General features: G+C 53.8%; 23 protein-coding genes. 13 read left to right on the plus strand and 10 right to left on the minus strand.

Annotated features, from left to right (window positions below):
• Positions 1-111: 111 nt before the first annotated feature.
• From TAM4_RS08885 to TAM4_RS08895, 3 genes are all read left to right on the plus strand, one after another.
• Entirely contained in the window at positions 112-924 is an 813-nt protein-coding gene (locus TAM4_RS08885; RefSeq protein ID WP_048150487.1) for a hypothetical protein, read from the plus strand.
• The gene (locus TAM4_RS08890) at positions 921-1,406 is read left to right on the plus strand and encodes an ArsR family transcriptional regulator (RefSeq protein ID WP_014122910.1); all 486 of its coding nucleotides are present in this window, start codon (positions 921-923) and stop codon (positions 1,404-1,406) included. The genes TAM4_RS08885 and TAM4_RS08890 overlap by 4 nt, the downstream gene beginning before the upstream one ends.
• 152 nt (positions 1,407-1,558) lie before the next feature.
• Positions 1,559-2,950 carry an alpha-amylase gene (locus tag TAM4_RS08895; protein WP_048150489.1) on the plus strand — a complete coding sequence of 464 codons (1,392 nt, stop codon included), beginning with the start codon at positions 1,559-1,561 and terminating at the stop codon, positions 2,948-2,950.
• An 80-nt stretch (positions 2,951-3,030) separates the two neighbouring features.
• Here TAM4_RS08895 and TAM4_RS08900 read toward each other — a convergent pair whose 3' ends face one another.
• The 3 genes from TAM4_RS08900 to TAM4_RS08910 are packed head-to-tail and all read right to left on the minus strand — an operon-like array spanning position 3,031 to position 5,432.
• The gene (locus tag TAM4_RS08900; protein WP_014122912.1) at positions 3,031-4,473 is read right to left on the minus strand and encodes a bifunctional ADP-dependent NAD(P)H-hydrate dehydratase/NAD(P)H-hydrate epimerase; all 1,443 of its coding nucleotides are present in this window, start codon (positions 4,471-4,473) and stop codon (positions 3,031-3,033) included.
• Positions 4,474-4,506: 33 nt separating this feature from the next.
• Entirely contained in the window at positions 4,507-4,884 is a 378-nt protein-coding gene (locus TAM4_RS08905) for a hypothetical protein (RefSeq protein WP_148258677.1), read from the minus strand.
• A complete protein-coding gene (locus TAM4_RS08910; RefSeq protein ID WP_014122913.1) occupies positions 4,881-5,432 on the minus strand; it encodes a [protein ADP-ribosylglutamate] hydrolase in 552 nt (183 codons plus the stop codon). Before TAM4_RS08910 ends, TAM4_RS08905 begins: the two co-directional genes overlap by 4 nt.
• Positions 5,433-5,598: 166 nt before the next feature.
• On the opposite strand from TAM4_RS08910, the gene tfe reads away from it, so the two are divergent.
• Entirely contained in the window at positions 5,599-6,231 is a 633-nt protein-coding gene (gene tfe, locus TAM4_RS08915) for a transcription factor E (RefSeq protein ID WP_014122914.1), read from the plus strand.
• A 41-nt stretch (positions 6,232-6,272) separates the two neighbouring features.
• Positions 6,273-7,001 (plus strand): DUF2110 family protein, encoded by a 729-nt coding sequence (locus TAM4_RS08920; protein WP_048150496.1) that lies wholly within the window; start codon positions 6,273-6,275, stop codon positions 6,999-7,001.
• Here TAM4_RS08920 and TAM4_RS08925 read toward each other — a convergent pair.
• From TAM4_RS08925 to TAM4_RS08955, 7 genes are all read right to left on the minus strand, one after another.
• The gene (locus TAM4_RS08925) at positions 6,991-8,052 is read right to left on the minus strand and encodes a hypothetical protein (RefSeq protein WP_083820428.1); all 1,062 of its coding nucleotides are present in this window, start codon (positions 8,050-8,052) and stop codon (positions 6,991-6,993) included. The genes TAM4_RS08920 and TAM4_RS08925 overlap by 11 nt on opposite strands.
• A 128-nt stretch (positions 8,053-8,180) precedes the next feature.
• Positions 8,181-9,080: an Mrp/NBP35 family ATP-binding protein gene (locus tag TAM4_RS08930; protein WP_014122917.1), complete on the minus strand. Its 900-nt coding sequence runs from the start codon at positions 9,078-9,080 to the stop codon at positions 8,181-8,183.
• Between the two features lie 82 nt (positions 9,081-9,162).
• Positions 9,163-11,103: an acetate--CoA ligase gene (acs, locus tag TAM4_RS08935; RefSeq protein ID WP_014122918.1), complete on the minus strand. Its 1,941-nt coding sequence runs from the start codon at positions 11,101-11,103 to the stop codon at positions 9,163-9,165.
• Between the two features lie 275 nt (positions 11,104-11,378).
• Entirely contained in the window at positions 11,379-12,107 is a 729-nt protein-coding gene (locus tag TAM4_RS08940; RefSeq protein ID WP_014122919.1) for a P-loop NTPase, read from the minus strand.
• Between the two features lie 59 nt (positions 12,108-12,166).
• On the minus strand, positions 12,167-13,108 hold the full coding sequence (locus TAM4_RS08945; RefSeq protein ID WP_052306407.1) for a hypothetical protein: 942 nt from the start codon (positions 13,106-13,108) through the stop codon (positions 12,167-12,169).
• Between the two features lie 63 nt (positions 13,109-13,171).
• Positions 13,172-13,588: a nickel-responsive transcriptional regulator NikR gene (nikR, locus tag TAM4_RS08950; RefSeq protein ID WP_014122921.1), complete on the minus strand. Its 417-nt coding sequence runs from the start codon at positions 13,586-13,588 to the stop codon at positions 13,172-13,174.
• A gap of 31 nt (positions 13,589-13,619) precedes the next feature.
• The gene (locus TAM4_RS08955; protein ID WP_014122922.1) at positions 13,620-14,501 is read right to left on the minus strand and encodes a cation diffusion facilitator family transporter; all 882 of its coding nucleotides are present in this window, start codon (positions 14,499-14,501) and stop codon (positions 13,620-13,622) included.
• 118 nt (positions 14,502-14,619) lie between these two features.
• Here TAM4_RS08955 and hypA point away from each other — a divergent pair, with 118 nt between their 5' ends.
• The 8 genes from hypA (at position 14,620) to TAM4_RS11735 (ending at position 18,723) form a co-directional block, all read left to right on the plus strand.
• Positions 14,620-15,039: a hydrogenase nickel incorporation protein HypA gene (gene hypA / locus TAM4_RS08960; RefSeq protein WP_014122923.1), complete on the plus strand. Its 420-nt coding sequence runs from the start codon at positions 14,620-14,622 to the stop codon at positions 15,037-15,039.
• Positions 15,036-15,776 (plus strand): Mrp/NBP35 family ATP-binding protein, encoded by a 741-nt coding sequence (locus TAM4_RS08965; protein WP_014122924.1) that lies wholly within the window; start codon positions 15,036-15,038, stop codon positions 15,774-15,776. Before hypA ends, TAM4_RS08965 begins: the two co-directional genes overlap by 4 nt.
• A 115-nt stretch (positions 15,777-15,891) precedes the next feature.
• Positions 15,892-17,061: an ATP-binding protein gene (locus TAM4_RS08970; RefSeq protein ID WP_237702080.1), complete on the plus strand. Its 1,170-nt coding sequence runs from the start codon at positions 15,892-15,894 to the stop codon at positions 17,059-17,061.
• Positions 17,062-17,165: 104 nt separating this feature from the next.
• Entirely contained in the window at positions 17,166-17,396 is a 231-nt protein-coding gene (locus TAM4_RS08975) for a hypothetical protein (RefSeq protein ID WP_014122926.1), read from the plus strand.
• 12 nt (positions 17,397-17,408) lie between these two features.
• Positions 17,409-17,681 carry a type II toxin-antitoxin system RelE/ParE family toxin gene (locus TAM4_RS08980; protein ID WP_237702136.1) on the plus strand — a complete coding sequence of 91 codons (273 nt, stop codon included), beginning with the start codon at positions 17,409-17,411 and terminating at the stop codon, positions 17,679-17,681.
• Positions 17,682-17,811: 130 nt separating this feature from the next.
• Complete coding sequence (locus TAM4_RS08985) at positions 17,812-18,054, plus strand: UPF0175 family protein (RefSeq protein WP_014122928.1); 243 nt, start codon at positions 17,812-17,814, stop codon at positions 18,052-18,054.
• Positions 18,051-18,506, plus strand: coding sequence for a DUF3368 domain-containing protein (locus TAM4_RS08990; protein WP_014122929.1), 456 nt, complete (start codon positions 18,051-18,053; stop codon positions 18,504-18,506). Before TAM4_RS08985 ends, TAM4_RS08990 begins: the two co-directional genes overlap by 4 nt.
• A 58-nt stretch (positions 18,507-18,564) precedes the next feature.
• Entirely contained in the window at positions 18,565-18,723 is a 159-nt protein-coding gene (locus TAM4_RS11735) for a hypothetical protein (RefSeq protein WP_014122930.1), read from the plus strand.
• Positions 18,724-19,230: the final 507 nt, after the last annotated feature.

Genomic DNA, 19,230 nt, shown 5'->3' on the forward strand with positions numbered 1-19,230 from the left:
TCACCTCCGTGGTGTTGTCAATAGTTATCCCACAATTTACTTTATAACGACGTATTCTCAAAAAGAAACACTTTTTTGTGAATATCCTCCATCTATGTACTGGTGGCTTAGGTGGGAAGGCCAGCAAAAATTGACAAGTTTAAAGTCGCCGAAGAGATAATTGAACTTGCAAGTAAGAACGAGGAGCTTACAATTTACAACCTCACCAAAAAACTTAGGGAGATATCCCAAAAGAACAACGACCCAACTCTTGATGTGCGAACTGAATCCGTTCGGCGAGTTCTACAAGAACTTGTGCGTTTGAAAATCTTGACTGTATGTGGGAATTCTCGGGGAGAGAGTAAAGAAAAGAAGCCCTACAAACTCCTGTGGAATCCCGAAAAAGCCAAGGAAATTATCAAGTGCTGGAAAGAGTTTTACTCTCTAAGTGAAAAACTCAATATTTTGAAACATCTCGCTGATTATACGGAAGAAAATCTTGAGTTCTCGGGACTAGTTTACAAGTTCTGCCCCTACTTCGTTCTTCTTGGGATTGATTGGATAGAAGGGCTTTTGGACTTTCTTGGGAAGTTCGATTGGAAGACTTTCATTGACAAGGCTGTACCTCTGTATGGTGCTGTGTTTTCACTTAGGCATGACCAAGAGCTTAAAGTTCTTAATGATGATTACATCGGTGGAGAGTTTTTTGTTGTTTCAGGCGAGAATTCATGCAGGTTCTTTGAAGAGGCACGCTGGGTTGAATATGTAGCTCGTAGAAAAGCAAAGATGGAAATTGAAAACAAGCTTTTGGAGATGTTCTATGATGGGAAGGAGTTTCAGTGTTTGAGCGTTCACTATGGAGACGGTGCAGGAACGCTCTCGAATTACATCTTTGGAGTTCGGTCGTTAAAATCCTGTCGGAGCCGACCCGATTTTCCATTTTGAAACTGCTCCGCCAGAGGCCGATGAGCGTGAACGAGCTCAGCGATGCCCTCGGAAAGGACAGAACGACCATATACAGGCACATTAAGGTTCTGGAGAAGGCCGGCCTCGTGGAGGAAGTCGATGAAGTGGGAAACGAGAAGATCTACTCCCGAACCGCGAGGATGTTTCTCGTGAAGGTTAGCCCCGATGAGAGCATCGAGGAGTTCCGCCAGTCCTACCTCCAGATAGAGGCCGAGAGGCTCGTTCAGGTGCTTGAGAAATCCGGGTTTGAGATCCGGGATCGCGAGAAGTTCAAGAGCCTTGCGAAGGAGATCCTCGACGAGATCGAGATAAGGTCCCAGCCGGTAATAAAGCGGATCTCCGAGGCGGACGTCGAGCTGACGGAGGTCGAGCTCTTCCACCTCCTCAACATGCTGGTCTTCCTCCAGAGCTGTGAGCTCTGCGAGAAGGCGAAGGAGGCAAAGGCTCTCCTTCGGTTTTGATTTTCCCGTGATTCCGCACTTTTTGTGATTGGCTACCCCTTCCACTGGATGTTCAGTTATATCCCTCAGTGAACAGGAACGGCAAAACTTAAATATTTCACCATCAGTGATACATAGTGGGGTTCGCCCCACACCACACGGGAGGTCGGGACATGAGGAGATCCGCAAGGGTTTTGGTTCTGATTATAGCGTTTTTCCTCTTGGCGGGGGTTTACTACCCCTCCACGAGTGCCGCGAAGTACTCCGAGCTGGAGCAGGGCGGAGTCATAATGCAGGCCTTCTACTGGGACGTTCCGGAGGGAGGAATCTGGTGGGACACAATACGGCAGAAGATCCCTGAATGGTACGATGCAGGCATATCCGCGATCTGGATACCCCCGGCGAGCAAGGGCATGGGCGGGGCCTACTCGATGGGCTACGACCCCTACGATTACTTCGATCTGGGCGAGTTTTACCAGAAGGGAACCGTTGAGACCCGCTTCGGCTCCAAGGAAGAGCTCGTCAACATGATCTCCACGGCCCACCAGTACGGCATCAAGGTTATAGCGGACATAGTGATAAACCACCGCGCAGGTGGAGACCTCGAATGGAACCCATACGTTGGAGACTATACCTGGACGGACTTTTCTAAGGTCGCCTCCGGGAAATACAAGGCCCACTACATGGACTTCCATCCAAACAACTACAGTACCTCAGACGAGGGAACCTTCGGTGGCTTCCCAGACATTGATCACCTCGTGCCCTTCAACCAGTACTGGCTGTGGGCGAGCAACGAGAGCTACGCCGCCTACCTCAGGAGCATAGGGATCGATGCGTGGCGCTTTGACTACGTTAAGGGCTACGGCGCGTGGGTCGTCAAGGACTGGCTGAGTCAGTGGGGCGGCTGGGCCGTCGGCGAGTACTGGGACACCAACGTCGATGCGCTCCTCAACTGGGCCTACAGCAGCGGCGCCAAGGTCTTCGACTTCCCGCTCTACTACAAGATGGACGAGGCCTTTGACAACAAGAACATCCCCGCCCTCGTTTACGCCATCCAGAACGGTGAAACCGTCGTCAGCAGGGATCCCTTCAAGGCCGTTACCTTCGTGGCTAACCACGATACGAACATAATCTGGAACAAGTATCCGGCCTACGCCTTCATCCTGACCTACGAAGGCCAGCCCGTCATCTTCTACCGCGACTACGAGGAGTGGCTCAACAAGGACAAACTCAACAACCTCATATGGATCCACGAGCACTTGGCAGGGGGAAGCACCAAGATCCTCTACTACGACGACGATGAGCTCATCTTCATGAGGGAAGGCTACGGCGACAGGCCCGGGCTTATAACCTACATCAACCTCGGCAGCGACTGGGCGGAGAGATGGGTGAACGTTGGCTCAAAGTTCGCGGGCTATACAATCCACGAATACACCGGAAACCTCGGCGGCTGGGTCGACAGGTACGTCCAGTACGACGGCTGGGTCAAGCTTACCGCTCCGCCACACGATCCGGCAAACGGCTATTACGGCTACTCGGTCTGGAGCTACGCCGGAGTTGGATGATTATCTAGTCTTTACTTTATTTGGACTGGCAGTGCCCTGCAAACCCCGGTTGAGTTAAGATTGTCACTTCAGTTATTGTTTTAAAACTCCTCTACCCACTTTATTGCCTTTGGAATCCGCTTCGCGAGCTCCAAAGCCGTGAAGTTCTCACCGAGCTCTTCCTTCACCAGATCGCCGGCGAGGCCGTTGAGGAAGGCACCGACCGAGGCGGCCCTAAGCGGTTCGTTACCGAGCGCGAGCAGGGCCCCGACGAGGCCGGCCAAGACGTCGCCCGTTCCACCGGTCGTCATGCCCCTGTTGCCTGTCCTGTTGTACTTCCAGGTTTCACCGTCGCTTATGATGTCGTATGCCCCTTTGAGGAGGATTACACCGCCAATTTTCCCGGCCTTCTCCTTGACCAGCTCTGCCCGCTCAATCAGCTCCTCCGGGGGCTTGACGCCGAAGAGGGCTTTGAACTCACCTGCGTGGGGCGTTAGGACGAAGGTCTTACCCTTGAGAACGCCCAAATCCTCTGCTATCGCTTTTAATCCGTCCGCATCGATGACCATCGGCTTCTCACAGCGTGCCACAAAGGCCCTCACGAACTCCTTAGTCTCCTCGGCGAGACATATTCCGGGCCCGATGACGACTGCATCTGCTTTCTCGGCCAGCTCGAGCAGGTTATCAAGGTGCTCGGTCGAGAAGTTCCCGCCCGGGAAGGGCCGGAGAATCAGGTCCGGGTCGCTTATCCTCTTCGCAGGTTCAGCAGGCATCGCGAGGTAAACGAGGTCAACGATGTAGCTCGCCCCCCTGGAGGCGAGGTACGGTGCGCCGTAATAGCTTGAGCTACCACCGATGACGAGCAGTCTGCCGTTCTGTCCCTTGTGCTGGCCCCTCTTCCTGAGCGCGAACTTGGCATCACCCGGCCCGACGAGGTGGTAGAGCTCCCTGGGATATCCTATCTTAACTACAACCCTCTCAAAGCCCTCATACTCCTCCTTGTCCCACTGGAAGGTGACGGCGAAGTCAGCTTTAACGCGAACCTCCGATGGGTAACCGCTCGGCAGGTCGACGCTAACTATCTTTGCCTTTCCGGCGTACTCATTTATTTTCTGGATTGCCGAGCGTACCGGCTCTCTCGGCTCGCCCCTCGTGCCCGCTCCGAGGAGGGCATCGACGATGACGTCGTAACCGTTCAGGTCGAGGGACCTTATGTAGGCGGAATCTTTGAGAACCTTGATTTTCACGAAGTCGAGGCCCTTCAGGATTTCCCAGTTGTGCCTAGCTTCCTCGCTCCTTATCTTAGCCTCGTCGCCAACCAGAAAAACCGTGACGTCGTTCTCGAAGCTAAGATGCCTCGCGGCGACGAAGCCGTCCCCGCCGTTGTTTCCGGTTCCCGAGAAGACCGCAATCCTGAGACCCTTTCCAAAGCGCTCCTCTATCGTTCTCGCGACGCCGGCGCCGGCGTTCTCCATAAGCTGGTAGGGGGTTATGCCGAGCCACTTAGCGTTTATGTCCCATACGTAAACGTCCTCGATTCTCATGTTATCACCTGGAATAATTGAGGGTCCCTCCCATTAAATCATTTTCATTGTTTGTTTGATAAGGATAAACCCCAAAAGCAGAAGGGAGCCATACCAGAAGATAACCCAAGACAGAAAAACGAGGACTGTTTGAAGGGAAATTCCGCTCAGGAGAACGCCTGGAAATTCGAGAACAACAGCGAGAACGACGTAGACTGTTAAAAGATACTTCAACGATGGGCGGTTGTTGGCGACACCCATTAGGAGTTCCCACCCACTCATAAAAGCCACGTAGCCAGTCCAAGCAAGGCCGGGCAGTTTTCCAAAAATCAAGAAGTTGTACATTACTGTGAGAAGGAGGGGATAACTGAAGGCTGAGATCCTTATGAAAAGCCTTAAAAAGATAAGGAGCCGGATTTTCGACATCTTCATCTCCTCTCTCGCAGGGTTTCTAGAGACCTTTTGTAATCCCCCTCCGAATAGAGCACAAGGTAAACCTTCTTCACGCTTCTCGCTTGTCTCGAAAACTCCTCAACGGTTTCTTTGAACGTTCTAACTACCTCCTCAAGGGGACAGCCGTAGATCCCGGCGCTTATCGCGGGAAATGCTATAGTCTTGACGCCCAGCTCGTCGGCCTTCTTTAAGGCCCCCATTATGGCCTTTTTGAGCTTCTCTTTCTTGTCTCCGTCCCAGCGGCCGCCGCAGTACGGGCCGACCGTGTGGATGACATACTTGATCCCATATTTTTCAAGCCTCATCGCCGGGGTAACGACCACCTCGCCGTGCTCGAACGAGTCCTTTCCGAGTTGCTCCCTCATGGCCTCTTTGCTTATTCTGATGTACTCGCGGACGTTTCTGGCCGCCGCTTTGGCTATCGCGTAGGCAACCCCTCCGCCGTGCTCAAGGTATTTGTTCGCGGCGTTCACAATAGCCTCCGCCGGGAAACGGGTTATATCGCCCCTTACCACCTCAAACTCCATTCTCCATCCCCTAGGGAGATCGTTCTTCTCTCTTTAAACCCTTTTTCAATGGACACTTTTAGACATCAGAGCAATCGTTTCGACAAAAATCTATATATACCGCTTTGTCCTTAGGTATATATTGAGGCCCCTTTGTGCCATAAAATAAGATGTGGAGGTTGTGATTGTGGCAAGGAAAAAGAGACTTGACAAGGATCTCATTGACCTCGCGATGGAGATCGGAGGCGAGGAGGCGGTTGAGATAGTCAAGGCTCTCGCGGAGCGGAAGGACGCCACCGACGAAGAGCTTGCGGAGAGCACTGGAATACGAATAAACACCGTTCGAAAGGTTCTCTACACCCTTTACGACATGGGACTCGCCGATTTTAAGCGCATACGCGACAAGGAAACGGGCTGGTACTACTATTACTGGAACCTCGATCTCAGGAGACTGCCAGACATTATGCGGGCCAGGAAAATGGAAGAGCTCAAGAAGCTGAAGAAAATGCTCGAGGAGGAATCGGGAGCGATCTACTACTGGTGCGGCAACCCGGGGCATCCGAGGCTGACCTTCGACGAGGCCATGGAGTACGAGTTCCAGTGCCCCATATGCGGTGAAATCCTGATGCAGTACGACAACAGTGAGATAATCGAGGATCTCAAGCGAAGGATCGAGGAGCTTGAACTCGAACTCGGATTGAAGAAATCAAAGAAGGCCAAGAAATCCTCAGGGAAGTCTGGAAAATCTGGAAAGTCCTCGAGGGGCAAATCCAGAAAATCCTCAAAGGCAACCTCCAAGGCGGCAGAGGCCGCCGCGTGATTTGAATTGGAACGGTTTAATGAACTTCGGGGATGGTGAAGATGGAAGAAGTGGTTATTCTTGAGAAGGTTTACGGGGACAGGAGCGGTTTTGACAAGCTCCACAGGAAGCTCCGCTCCCTTCTGGGAGATTTGGAGGTCGAGTGGAAGCTATCGGCAACGACCAAGAACTGGGTCAAGGTCAGCCTCAGCGGTGAGGACGAGGAAATCAGCGCGAACCTTGTCAGGGACGAGTTTGGCGAGGTTCCCTACAGCCTCAAGAACATCGAAGTCGGAAAGACCTACAGGGGACGCTTCATAGACCTCGGCAAAGTCGGCTACGGCGCCTACGTTGACATTGGAATCTTCAAGCCGAAGCCCAAGGACGCGCTGATTCCGCTCTACTACCTCAAGAAAACCTTCGGGGACATGCCTGTAAGGCAGATGATTCGGGAGTTCGGCTGGGTGGACAACCTGCCCGTCGAGGTCGAGGTGACGGACGTCGAGTTCGGCGCCAGGGAAGTGGAGTTAGCCTTCAGCGACGCCCAGCTGAAGAGGATTAAGGAGTGGCTGAGCGACGGTTACGACAAGCTCTTCATAACTGGGACGATAAGCGAGAAGGTTGAGGAGGCGCTCATCAAGACGGGCCACGGCAGGGACGTCAGGAGAATGGAGGAGCTCGGCTTAATGGAAACCCTACTCGTCCTCAAGAAGGGAACCCAGGCCCCGGGAATCATCAAGGCCCTCGGTCCCCACCTGAAGGGAGCAGTTTTCGGCGCAATCAAGTTTTAGCCGGTTCCCTCTTTGGTATTACCCTTCCCGTGTCCCTTGAGTGGAAGACGAGCCTGACGGATAAAACCGTGAGGGTTATCGCCGCGTAGGGGAGCAGCCTGGCGGTTGAGAGGGATCCCGTCAGGAAGACGAGGAGAAGGAGTATCAAAAACGGGGTTGGTCCCTTGCTGTTTCTCAGTATCGTCACGATTGTTTTTGTCTTGAAAAGAATTGCATACACTATCAGCGTAACCGGCAGGAGGAGCTGGGGTGCAACGTCTTTCCAGTTCATGGACTCCCTGAATCCGGGCCGTATCAGCCCCCTGCTGACCGCGAAGCCGACCCCAAACAGCACGAGGGTTACGTAAATGAGGTTTCTTCTTCTCCGGGGGAAAGTTAACACAAATGCCGCCGGCAGTACCGCGTTCCAGGGTTCCATGGCTATCGCAACGACGGTGAAGAGCGCGAGGAGCATCGTCTGGAGAAGGGACTGAAGGGCTCTCGGAGAGAATACAAGGGACGTCATTACCGAAAGTGAAAGGACGAAGGCAGTTATTCCGATCAGTTCCGGTTTGGGAGGGTAGATAAGATTCCTGAAGAAGGGTGCCGAGAAGAGCATGCCGAAGATGAGGAATCCAAGCTCGCGGGAGCGACGCGGGGTTGAATAGTAAATCCCGGTCACGAGAAGGAGGAGCAGGAAAAGGTAGAGGTAAAAGGCCGTTTCCACGGGGATCGAGCGGTGAATACCGAGTTTGTGGTAGAAATCACGGACAACGGCCAGAAACGGGTTCATATTGGGGACTCCCGAGTTCATTATCCACACGGCGATTGTTGAGACCGAGAGGAGGTAGAAGATGTGGGCGTACTCGCCCGATCCCTCCAGGTGGATTGTAACGAGGGCGACCGTTGTGAGGGCCGCTCCGAGGAAGAGGGCGAGTCTGATGGGGGAAAACGTCACTCCCTGCGACCTCATGCGAAAAGTGCCTTCCGCTGAGGCTGGATTCACGAGTAAGAGTGCCGTTACAAGGCCTATCAGGATCACTATTAACGCCGCCTCGGTGCTCTTTCTCATTTGATCCCCCGGGACAGTAGGTATAATTCATTAAAAACTTAATGTAGCCTGGTCCAGCGCGGCCCCATCGCAACGGCTCCCGCCGGCCTGAGCCGCGCCCGGAGAAGAATGGGTGAGGGGCTTAAAAATCACTCGGTTTTCTCCTGCCCCTCGTTTTTACCCTTGAGCTCCTCGAGCTTCTTCACGAGCCTCTCAGCTATTTCCATGAAGGCCTTGGCCGCTGGGGTGTCGCCGTAGAGCACTATGGGAATCCCCGCATCGCTGGCTTCCCTCGCCTTGAGGTCTATTGGGACTTCACCGAGGAAATCAACTCCCTCCTTCTCGGCGAGCTTCTTGCCGCCACCTTTGCCGAAGAGGTCGATCTCGTTGCCGCAGTGCGGGCAGATGAGGTAGCTCATGTTCTCGACGACCGCGATGTAGGGCACTTCCATCTTCTTCATCATGTTCACTGCCTTGCCGGTGTCAAGTAAAGCAACCTCCTGCGGAGTAGTGACGATGACAGCGGCGTCGAGCTGGACGTTCTGAACGACCGTCAGGATTTCGTCACCGGTCCCCGGTGGAAAGTCGATTATCATGAAGTCGAGCTCGCCCCACTTGACGTCGCCGAGGAGTTGTTTGATGGCCTTGGTAACGAGGGCACCGCGCCAGATTATCGGCTGGTCCTCGGGGACGAGGAAGCCCATGCTCATGACCTTAATCGGCGTTATCTGGCCGAGGAAGTCGTTCATGGGCGGGAGCATCTCAAAGCGGCCGTCCTCCATACGCTCGGCTAAAACGTCTGCCTTGTCAACGCCGAGCATTTTAGCGACGTTGGGCCCGTGTATGTCCGCGTCGAGCAGGCCGACGTAGTAGCCCTTCTTCGCGAGGGCAGCCGCGAGGTTCACCGCGACGGTGCTCTTTCCAACGCCGCCCTTGCCGCTGAGAACCGCTATCTTGTACTTCCACTTCTCCTGCTTCTCCTTTATCCTCTGGGTCAGCGGGTCGGTACCGAGACCGGGAACGTTGAGCGTTGGAGCCTTAATCGTCATCTCACACCACCGGCTCAGGTTGATCTTTGGGCTTAAAAGCTTTGTCCAGAAAAAGGGCAGTAATGGTCAAAAATGGGTAAAATCAGCGCATCTCGAAGCCTTCTAAAGCTTTTTTCACTTCTTCCACGCTCGCCTCATCTTCCAGCGTTGAGAGGTCGCCGAGTCCCTTTCCGCTGGCGAGGGCCTTTAGGACGCGACGCATTATCTTCCCGCTCCTCGTCTTCGGCAGTTTGTTGACGAAGAATACCTCCGCCGGAGCCGCTATCGGTCCGAGGGTTTCCCTGACGTAGTCTATGAGTTCCTTCTTCAGGCTCTCCCTCGGAACGCAGTTCTCCTTGAGGATTACAAAAGCCACCGGCACTTCGCCCTTAATCTCGTCGGGCCTTCCGATTACTGCCGCCTCGGCAACTGCCGGGTGGAGGACCAAAGCATGCTCTATCTCGGCCGTCCCAATTCTGTGGCCCGAAACGTTAAGCACCTCGTCGGCCCTGCCGAATATCCAGAAGTAGCCCTCGTCGTCTTTCATCGCATAGTCAGCTGGATAGTAAATCCAGATTCCCTCGTCGGGCCTGCTGAAGCGCTTCCAGTAGGTCCTAATGTAGCGCTCGTCGTCGCCCCAGATTCCGAGGAGCATTCCCGGCCAGGGCTTCTTTATCACGAGGTAACCGCGCTCGTTCGGCTCCGCCAGACTTCCATCGGCCCTGAGAACGTCAGCATCGACGCCGAGGCCCGGAAAAGTAGCCGAGCCGGGCTTAAGCGGGGGCAACTGTATCCCAGCAGAGGGATAAATCATGTAGCCACCGGTCTCGGTCTGCCACCAAGTGTCGATTATCGGGCACCTTCCACCGCCAACGACTTCATAGTACCACTTCCAGGCCCTCGGGTTAATCGGCTCGCCGACCGAACCGAGGAGCCTTAAACTTGAGAGGTCGTGCTTCTTCACCCACTCGTCGCCGTAGCGCATGAGCATTCTGATTGCTGTTGGGGCTGTGTAGAATATCGTTACCCCGTGCTTCTCCACCAGCTCCCAGGGCCTGTCGGGCTTTGGATAGTTCAAGGCACCTTCGTACATCATCACGGTCAGGCCGAGCGTTAAGGGCCCGTAGACGAGGTAACTGTGGCCCGTTATCCAGCCAACATCTGCGGTGTTCCAGAAGAGGTCGCTCTCGGTTATTCCCCACGCCCACTCCATCGTCTTTGCCACGTAGACGAGGTAGCCGCCGGTGGAGTGGACGATTCCCTTGGGCTTTCCGGTTGTTCCACTCGTGTAGAGGATGAATAACGGGTGGTTGCTCTCGACCGGAACGGGCTCAACGTAGCGCTCGGCCCCGTCGAGGAGTTCGTTCCAGTCGTAGTCCCTGCCCTCGACCATGTTGACGCCGTTCTCCTCCCTCCTGAGGACGACGACGCTTTCGACGCTCGGCGTTTCGAGGAGGGCCTTGTCAACTATCTCCTTGAGGTTGAGCTTCTTACCGCGCCTGTAGAGGTAGTCTGCCGTTATTACGACCTTGGCTTTGGCGTCGTTGATTCTCGTTGCTAATGCTTCCGCCGAGAAGCCGGAGAAGACGACGCTGTGAATCGCTCCAATCCTCGCGCTGGCGAGCATTGCTATGACAACCTCCGGGACGAGGGGCATGTAGATGACGACCCTGTCGCCCTTCTCGACGCCGAGGTTTTTCAGGGCCGAGGCAAAGCGGTTCACCTCGCGGTAGAGCTCGTAGTAGGTGAGCGTTCTCGTCTCACCGCGCTCGCTCTCCCAGATTATCGCGGCCCGGTTTCTCTTTCCTGCCTTAACGTGCCTGTCGAGGGCGTTGTAGCTCGCGTTGAGCTGACCTCCGACGAACCAGCGGAAGAAGGGCGCCTTTGAGTCGTCGAGGACCTTCTCCCAGGTCTTGAACCAGTCGAGAACCTTCGCCTGCTCTGCCCAGAACTCCTCGATGTTCTCTATGGACTTCCTGTGCTCCTCCCTGAAGGCTTTCATCGGCAGGTATCTCTCCTTGAGGAATCCTTCGCCTATCTGCATGCTACCACCCCGCTTCTCAGAAATGGGAATTAGGAAACCTTAAAATTCTTTCGTTGATTGTCAAAGTGATGGACGACAAAAGTCGAAAAAGAGTTAGGGGGAACTAATTAGCCGAACGCCGAAATCATAATAGCCGTTCGTCGAAACAAAGGTGTGAGGAGTCCTAATTGACAAAGAATCGCCGAAAGATTCCGAAAAAATCCCGCAAATGTTTACAAAAATGTGTAAAAACACGAGAAGGCAACGTCAGACTGCCAAAAGCTCTCCGAATGTGTTCATCCGTTGATTATCCTCCAGAGTTCTTCTATCTGCCCTATCGGCTCAACTTCCTTGCCCTTCAGGCCCTCGAGTATGAAGTTCTGGTCGAAGGGAATTACAACGTCGGGCTTGACCGGCAGTTCCTCCACGACGCCGGGCAGGGCTTTGTTGAGAACGAGGACGTGCTTCAGGCCGAGGCTCTCGCTCAGCGCTTTTATCTTCTTCGAAAGCTCTATGGACTCGGCCGATGGCTCTGCGACGTCGATGACAACGTCAACGTACCTGTCAACGCCCCTTCCGAAGTGCTCTATGCCCGCCTCGGTGTCTACGATGATGACCTCGTTCTCCTTCAGCTTTATGCCCTCGAGGAGCTTTCTGGCAAGGAATCCATAGGGGCAGGCACAGCCCTCTTCAGCCTCTTCAATCTTCCCGATTGTCAGAACGGCGAGGTTGCCCTTCCTGGCCAGAATCTCCTCAGGAATCTCGTCGAGCGTCCAGTTGAAGAGCTCTTCGTCGAGTTCACCCTGTCCTTCAGCCGCCATGAGGATTTTGGCTCTCTTCTTCCCTCCGAGGTGCTCGGCGAGGGTTTTCACCTTCGGGAGGCCGAGCATCCGGTAAAGGCCCGGGTTGGACTCGTCAGCATCTATTATTAGCACGCGGTAGCCTTTTCCGGCCAGATACTTGCCGAGCATCGCGCTTATCGTGCTCTTTCCACAGCCGCCCTTACCGCTCACGAGAACCTTCATTCGTATCACCAAAATTGAAACATGTAGCACGACTTTTAACCTTTTTGAATTTCTAGTGCTCACAGGGGCAAGATGCACCTCATCCTCGCAAATAAGGGTATAACCCTGAGAATGGCGGTTGGGAAGAGATCCTTTAGACTTCCGTACCTCGCGTTTATCCCCTCCATAACCCAGCGGAAGTGGGCCTCCCTCGTATCCGGTCCGCCGAACTCGGTTCCCATCTCCCAGTCCTGGAGGTAGAGGTTTTTGAGATCCACCCGGCTGAAGTTCTCGGCAGCAGTGACGAAGAGGGTCGGGTCGAGCGTCACGTCGGCTTCCCTCATCGGTTCGGCGATCATAAACGCCATGTACTGCCATCCGTCCCCCATGTTCCCGTCCAGCCACACCTCAAACGTCGCATTCACCAGGCTGCCGTTCACGAGCAGGGGAACGTGGGCCTCGCCAATTTTCTCCCCGGCTGGTGTCAGGTTCGAGTAGTAGAGCCAGACCATTATCTCGGCTTCCCCTGGAAAGACGCCAGTGCTCCTGTTCTTTTCCTTTGTGAGCCACGTCTCCATGGCGAGGTTGAAGGGAATCGGATCCGTGAGGTTAATGGAGTACTCGACGTGAACCAGAAAATGCCTCATCTCAGAAACCTTCACAGGAAGCTCCACGCCGAACCCTGGGGCGCTGTTGCCGTTCCAGGGTTTTGTTCCAAAATACACCTCTGGATAGCCGTGAACCCAGGACTCGGGATCCACGAGAACCTCGTCGCTCAGGTTGCTGACGAACTCTACTCTCCCGCTTTCCGGATCGTAGGTCATCCTCTGGAAGCCACTCGCCCGTTTTACGTTCCAGGGGTCTATCTCCATCACGAGGTCGCTGATGCCGTCGCCGTTAACGTCCAGAAAGGCCGTCGGCCAGTTCCCGTCCCGGGGATAGGCAATGGTCACGGCGCCAGCGCATGGAAGCGCGAGCACCGATGTGAGTATGATAACGGCCACCAGTGGGAGGGTTCGCACGGTAAACACCTTACCCAGTAGGCTGAGGTCCTTTTAGCCCTTTCTGGGATGAAAAGAAATGGATCACACGAGTTCCCGTCCGGTTCCGGTCATGACGAGCTTTCCGTGCTTAACTCCCTTGAGGCTCAGCAGTCTGTCGGCTATCTCCTTTATCCTCTTCGCCTTTCCCTTCACGATGACGACTTCGAGGCAGTTGTGCTCGTCCATGTGGACGTGTATGCTCGAGACTATCTCCTCGAGGTAGTCGTGCTGGAGGTCAAGTAGCTCTTTGACGACGTCGGCCTCGTCGTGGTTGTAGAGCATCGTTATCGTTCCGGCAACCTCGGCGTCGCCGACCTCCCACTCGTGCCTTACTATGAAGTCCCTTATGAGGTCCCTTATCGCCTCGCTCCTGTTAACGTAGCCCTTCTCCTCGATTATCCTGTCGAACTTCTCAAGGAGCTCCTCGGGTATGGACACACCGAACCTCACTATCGCCATGTCCCATCCCAACCCGAGTTCGCCTTTCCCTTTAAGAGCCTTCCTTCGGGCACAGCAGACCGGGCTCGCACCGGTCAACCTCGAGCTGAACCGTAACGTGGGTTACCCCGAACTTCCTCAGCCTCTCCTCGGCCTCGTCTATAATCCTCTGCGCCTCGCTCAGGGGCATGTCTTCCACCGCTAGGTGGCACTCGAAGTGAATCCCACCCTCACCGACCCGCCAGGCGTGGAAGTGGTGGGCGTTCTTAACGCCGGGAATCGATTCCAGCTCGACCTTTATCTCTTCGAGGTCGAGCTCCGGCGACGCCTCCATCAGGACGTCAACGCTCTCCCTCAGCACCTCGTAGGCCTCGCGGAGGATGTAGAGCGCTATCAAAACTGTAACGAGCGGGTCGACCCACTCGACGCCGTAGAAGCGAATCAGCAAACCACCAATCACGACGGCCACCGACGAGAGGGTGTCGCTCAGAAGGTGAAGGTAGGCGGAGCGGACGTTAAGGCCGTGGGCGTGCTCGTGGAGAAGGAAAACCGAGAGCAGGTTCGCGATTAGGCCGATAAGGGCTACCGGGAGCATTACCCCTGTATCAATCGGCTGGGGGTTTTTAAAGCGCCGGTAGGCCTCGACGACGAGGAATAGCGAAACGCCGATTAAGACGGCGGAGTTGATGAAGGCCACGAGGATTTCGGCCCTCTTGTAGCCGAAGGTGTACTTCTCGTTGGGCCTTCGCTCGGCGATTTTTAGGGCGAAGTAGCTCGCGAGCAGGCTCATGCTGTCGCTGAAGTTGTGAAGCGAATCGCTCAGGAGGGCTAAACTGCCCGAGATGAGACCGCCGATTACCTCTGCGATGGTTATCGTGAGGTTCAGGACGATTGAGATTGCCAGGTTCCTATTAAGCCCGTGCTCGTGTCCCATTCCACCACCGGGGAGAGTTCACGAAACGGTAAATAAACCCCTCTGGCCACAATCGTCCACCACCGGTTTCAAACCCAACCATTTTTAAGGTGACACGCCAATTTCCGTCGGTGATACCATGCACGAGTGGGCGCTGGCGGATGCCATAGTTAGAACTGTCCTCGACTACGCCAGTAGAGAAGGGGCAAAGAAGGTAAAGGCTGTCAAGGTCGTTCTCGGCGAACTCCAGGACGTTGCGGAGGACATAGTGAAGTTCGCGATGGAGCAGATGTTCGCGGGAACGATTGCAGAGGGGGCCGAGATAATCTTCGAGGAGGAAGAGGCCGTCTTCAAGTGCCGCAACTGCGGGCACACCTGGAAGCTCAAGGAGGTCAAGGACCAGTTCGACGAGCGCATAAAGGAGGACATCCACTTCATTCCCGAGGTCGTCCACGCCTTCCTCGCCTGCCCGAAGTGCGGGAGTCACGACTTTGAGGTTGTCCAGGGTAGGGGCGTTTACGTCGCCGGGATAATGATTGAGAAGGAGGGAGAGGCATGATTGACCCGCGCGAGATAGCCATAAGCGCGAGGCTTGAGAAGGTCAAGAGAATAATCCCCGTCGTCAGCGGAAAAGGCGGTGTTGGAAAATCGCTCATCTCAGCGACTCTCGCGCTGGCCCTGGCAGAGAAGGGTTATAAGGTCGGCCTGCTCGACCTCGACTTCCACGGGGCAAGTGACCACGTGATTCTCGGCTTCGAGCCGAAGGAGTTCCCGGAGGAGGACAAAGGAGTGGTTCCGCCGACCGTTCATGGAATCAAGTTCATGAGCATCGCCTACTACACCGAGAACAGGCCAACACCGCTCCGCGGGAAGGAGATAAGCGACGCCCTCATCGAGCTCCTCACGATAACCCGCTGGGACGAGCTTGACTACCTCGTCATCGACATGCCGCCGGGACTCGGCGACCAGCTCCTCGACGTTCTCCGCTTCCTCAAGAGGGGTGAGTTCCTCGTCGTTGCAACCCCGTCGAAGCTCGCCCTCAACGTCGTCGAGAAGCTCATACAGTTGCTCCTCGAGGAGAAGCACAAGGTCCTCGGCGTCGTCGAGAACATGGTTCTCCGTTCGGAGCAACTGAACGACGAGGAAGACGTCAGGAAGCTCGCCGAGCGCTACAACGTCCCGTACCTCATCGGAATACCCTTCTATCCGGACCTCGACGCAAAGATTGGAAACGTCGAAGAGCTCATGAAAACCGAGTTCGCAGGAAAGGTTCGGGAGCTTGCGGAGAAGCTGTGAGCTTTCTTTTTCCATTGTCTCGCTGGTGTTAAGTTAGACTTTTCATCTTTTATAAAGGAGTGTAAAGTTAAACTTAACAAACTTTATAAGGTCTTGTAAAGTACAACTTTGCATGATGTCCGAAGACATGATTGAAGAGCAGAACCCGTGGTGGTTTCATGAGGAGGACCTTGACTGGGTGGAGTTCGACGAACTTGAATATCGGGTCATTCCAGAGTGGATAAGCGAAATTTCGCTGAAGCCGTTTGCTCTGAACTTCGTTATAGGGCCGAGACGCGTAGGCAAAACTATGGGCTTGAAGCTCCTCATTAGAAAGCTTCTCAACGGAGAGAAGAACCCATACAGCCTCTTCTACTTTGACTGCGGTGTCCTGGAGAATTACCGGGAGATAATCGATGTCGTGGAGGGCTACATCAAACTCCGGGAGCGCAAGGGGGTGAGCACCTCGTACCTGTTTCTCGATGAGGTTACCCTCGTGCCCAACTGGTGGAGGGCGGTTAAGTACCTCGTGGACAGGAAAAAGCTGAGAAACGACGTGCTCACGGTCACAGGTTCGGTGACGATAGCGGCAGAGAGGCACATCGGAGCCTTCGGGGGGAGGCAGGGAAACGGAAAAACGGTTAAGGTCATGCCCCTAAGCTTCCGCGAATACTACAGCCTCTTTTACGAGGACTTCTTTCCGTCGAAGGGAGAGGAGGTCTTCGAGAGATACCTCGAAACCGGCGGCTACTTGGCTTACCTCAACCGAAAGCTCAGGACGAGCGACATCGTGTCCGCTATAAAGGCCGATGTGAGGACGCTCGGCAAGAACACGGGTCTCGCGAGGGACGTTATAGGGGCGGTTCTGGACGTTGCCCCCGACCCGGTTTCCTTCAGAAAGCTCGCCGAGAGGGCCGGAGTTTCCACACCGACCGTTAGGGAGTACCTGGAGCTCTTCGAGGGGCTTCACGTTCTCCTCGAAGTGAAGTTCCTCGATGCAGGCGGGAGGATACTGGAGAGAAAGGACAGGAAGCTCGCCATCAGGGACCCGCTTTTGGCCAGGGCGATGGCCCAGTGGGTTGGAAGGGAACTCCCGCGGCCGGTGCTCTACGAGTGGCTCGTTCAGGAGCACCTGTACCGGAAGTTCGGGGAGGTATTTTACTTCAGGACAAGGGACTACGAAATAGATGCCGTGACGAGGGGGCTGAAGGTCGAGGTGAAGTCCGGGGTCTCGAAGGGACGCTATCCAAAAGATGTTCTCGTGCTTGAAGGCAGAGATGTTCCCCGCTTCCTGTATGAGTTGTGAGGGGCTCCATGTTACATAGGGGGTCCTGCCACAATTGTTTATCTGACCACTGTATCCAAAATTCTAATAAGCAGTCCTGCCAATAACTTCTGGCTGGTGGGAGAATGGCCGAGGTCATTAACTACGGTGCCATCATAAAGAGGATAGAGAAAATTGAACGCGACCTTGAAGAGCTGAAGCTCGAACTTCTCAGGAAGGAGGTAGAGTCGAAGGCCGCGGAAGAAATAGATGAAGAAGCCTACGAGGAAATTCTCAGGAAGGCAGAAGAGATTGAAAAAGACGGAATTTCGGGCAGAGACGCCATCAAACTCCTGGAGAGTTCCTTGGAGGAATAAGGCTTGTGGGACGTGAAGGTTGGTAGAGACGTTCTAAAGCGAGCGGAAAAGCTACCCCCTGCCAATAGGAGAAAGCTCCTTGACTTTATTAATGAGCTGTACAGCACACCTTTTCCCTCTGGATTTGATATAGTTCCCGTCAAAGGCAAGAAGGCGAAAAAGTTTGGAAAGAGAGGAGTTTACAGGGTTAGACTCGGTGAATACCGCCTCATTTATACTGTGAACTGGGAGGATAGGATTATCGCCCTCGTCGAGCTTAACCCCCGAGGGAGAGCGTACAAGTGATTTCGTCATCAATAAAGAAATCCAGCGGATTTGGTTATAGTTTTTTCATTGTCAAAGCCTTCTATGAGCCGGTGCATAACCAAACGAAACCTCTAAATATTTCTCCGAAGACTGTACTTCAGGTGGGAGCATGGAAGGTGTAACCCCTGCCACGCTTCGCGAGTTCCTCGGCCCAAAACCTGAGAGGGAGCTTCTTCTGCTCGCGGCCATAGAACTGTACCGCGAGGGGAGGCTGAGCCTCGGAAAGGCCGCGGAATTTGCGGGCCTGAGTCTGAGGGAATTCCTTTACGAACTGAGAAAGAGGGACGTGCCAATAAACTACACGAAGGATGAGGCAGAGGCAGATATAGAGACCGTAGAGGGTCTGGAATGAAGACGATTGTATCAAACACGAGTCCCCTGATAGGGCTGTCCAACATTGGAAAGCTTGATGTTCTTCACAAAGTTTTTGGAAGGGTCTTCATTCCACCGGCTGTGCGCAGAGAGTTCGGAGAGGAGCTTCCGGAGTGGATAGAGGTCACGTCCCCAGAGAATCGACCCCTTGTCAGCGCCCTTTCGAAGCTCCTCGGGGCTGGTGAATCCGAGGCAATAGCCCTCGCTATTGAACTCGGAGCTGACTTTTTGATACCCGATGACCTTAAAGCTCGAAAAATCGCGAGAGAACTCGGAATCAACGTAATTGGAACTGCGGGCGTTTTACTGCTCGCAAAGAAGCGGGGCGTTGTTGATGAGGTAAAGCCACTACTCACCCTGCTTGTTGAGAAGGGGTTTAGAATCTCCGATGACGTTATACGGATTATCCCCAAAGCGGCGGGTGAGGATTAGCGATTTCAGCCGAAACCCCTAAATATCTTCACGCCCTACTTTTTCGGGTGGTGTGTCGTTGCAGGCCAACGTCAACCTCGACGCTCTTCTTGAGAAGATGAAAGCTGAGCTGGAGCGGGCGAAGAGGTTCGAACCACTTAAATTTGATGAAACCGTGGAAGAGTGCATTGACAAGGCTCGGGCTCTTGTTGAGGAGAGAGACTATGGAATGAAATAACTTGGAAAGAAAAAGAAATTAAATGGAGAGAAGAAAAAATAAAAGAAAACAATAAAGTCATTGAAACTCATTATAATATACTTTTGGCAACATTTCTTTTGACATTACTTTCATTTATAGCTGCATCGGGGAGAAACGATACTATTAGAGCTATTCTGCTCATGATAGGAATGCTTAGTGCGATGGTTATGGGTTATGCAATATTGATAATAGCTATTGGGCACCTTAAGTTGATTAGACAAACAAAAAATGAAATCAAGGAATTGGAAAAGGGGAGGGAAGAATTAGAGAAACGATATTGGGAAACATCAATCGAAGAGCTCGCAAGGGAAAAATTCGGTGACAATTTCTTAGAGGAGTGCAGAAAGAAGTTCAGAGCATACTCCTCAAAAAACAATGGAGATTGGAAAATACTCTCAGCAATCTCCCCTCCCCTTGAAAGGGCTTTAGGAGCACTTTTGAAAGGTGACTTCATTACATCCAAAGACGGATTCGACAAAGCGGAAG

It is taken from the genome of Thermococcus sp. AM4 (assembly GCF_000151205.2).
Classification (GTDB): domain Archaea; phylum Methanobacteriota_B; class Thermococci; order Thermococcales; family Thermococcaceae; genus Thermococcus.

Coding starts and splice junctions, on each gene's coding strand:
- TAM4_RS08895 (WP_048150489.1), top strand. CDS start 1,559: ATGAGGAGATCCGCAAGGGTTTTGGTTCTGATTATAGCGTTTTTCCTC.
- TAM4_RS08900 (WP_014122912.1), bottom strand. CDS start 4,473: ATGAGAATCGAGGACGTTTACGTATGGGACATAAACGCTAAGTGGCTC.
- TAM4_RS08905 (WP_148258677.1), bottom strand. CDS start 4,884: ATGAAGATGTCGAAAATCCGGCTCCTTATCTTTTTAAGGCTTTTCATA.
- TAM4_RS08910 (WP_014122913.1), bottom strand. CDS start 5,432: ATGGAGTTTGAGGTGGTAAGGGGCGATATAACCCGTTTCCCGGCGGAG.
- TAM4_RS08920 (WP_048150496.1), top strand. CDS start 6,273: ATGGAAGAAGTGGTTATTCTTGAGAAGGTTTACGGGGACAGGAGCGGT.
- TAM4_RS08925 (WP_083820428.1), bottom strand. CDS start 8,052: ATGAGAAAGAGCACCGAGGCGGCGTTAATAGTGATCCTGATAGGCCTT.
- TAM4_RS08930 (WP_014122917.1), bottom strand. CDS start 9,080: ATGACGATTAAGGCTCCAACGCTCAACGTTCCCGGTCTCGGTACCGAC.
- acs (WP_014122918.1), bottom strand. CDS start 11,103: ATGCAGATAGGCGAAGGATTCCTCAAGGAGAGATACCTGCCGATGAAA.
- TAM4_RS08940 (WP_014122919.1), bottom strand. CDS start 12,107: ATGAAGGTTCTCGTGAGCGGTAAGGGCGGCTGTGGAAAGAGCACGATA.
- nikR (WP_014122921.1), bottom strand. CDS start 13,588: ATGGCGATAGTGAGGTTCGGTGTGTCCATACCCGAGGAGCTCCTTGAG.
- TAM4_RS08955 (WP_014122922.1), bottom strand. CDS start 14,501: ATGGGACACGAGCACGGGCTTAATAGGAACCTGGCAATCTCAATCGTC.
- hypA (WP_014122923.1), top strand. CDS start 14,620: ATGCACGAGTGGGCGCTGGCGGATGCCATAGTTAGAACTGTCCTCGAC.
- TAM4_RS08965 (WP_014122924.1), top strand. CDS start 15,036: ATGATTGACCCGCGCGAGATAGCCATAAGCGCGAGGCTTGAGAAGGTC.
- TAM4_RS08970 (WP_237702080.1), top strand. CDS start 15,892: ATGTCCGAAGACATGATTGAAGAGCAGAACCCGTGGTGGTTTCATGAG.
- TAM4_RS08975 (WP_014122926.1), top strand. CDS start 17,166: ATGGCCGAGGTCATTAACTACGGTGCCATCATAAAGAGGATAGAGAAA.
- TAM4_RS08985 (WP_014122928.1), top strand. CDS start 17,812: ATGGAAGGTGTAACCCCTGCCACGCTTCGCGAGTTCCTCGGCCCAAAA.
- TAM4_RS08990 (WP_014122929.1), top strand. CDS start 18,051: ATGAAGACGATTGTATCAAACACGAGTCCCCTGATAGGGCTGTCCAAC.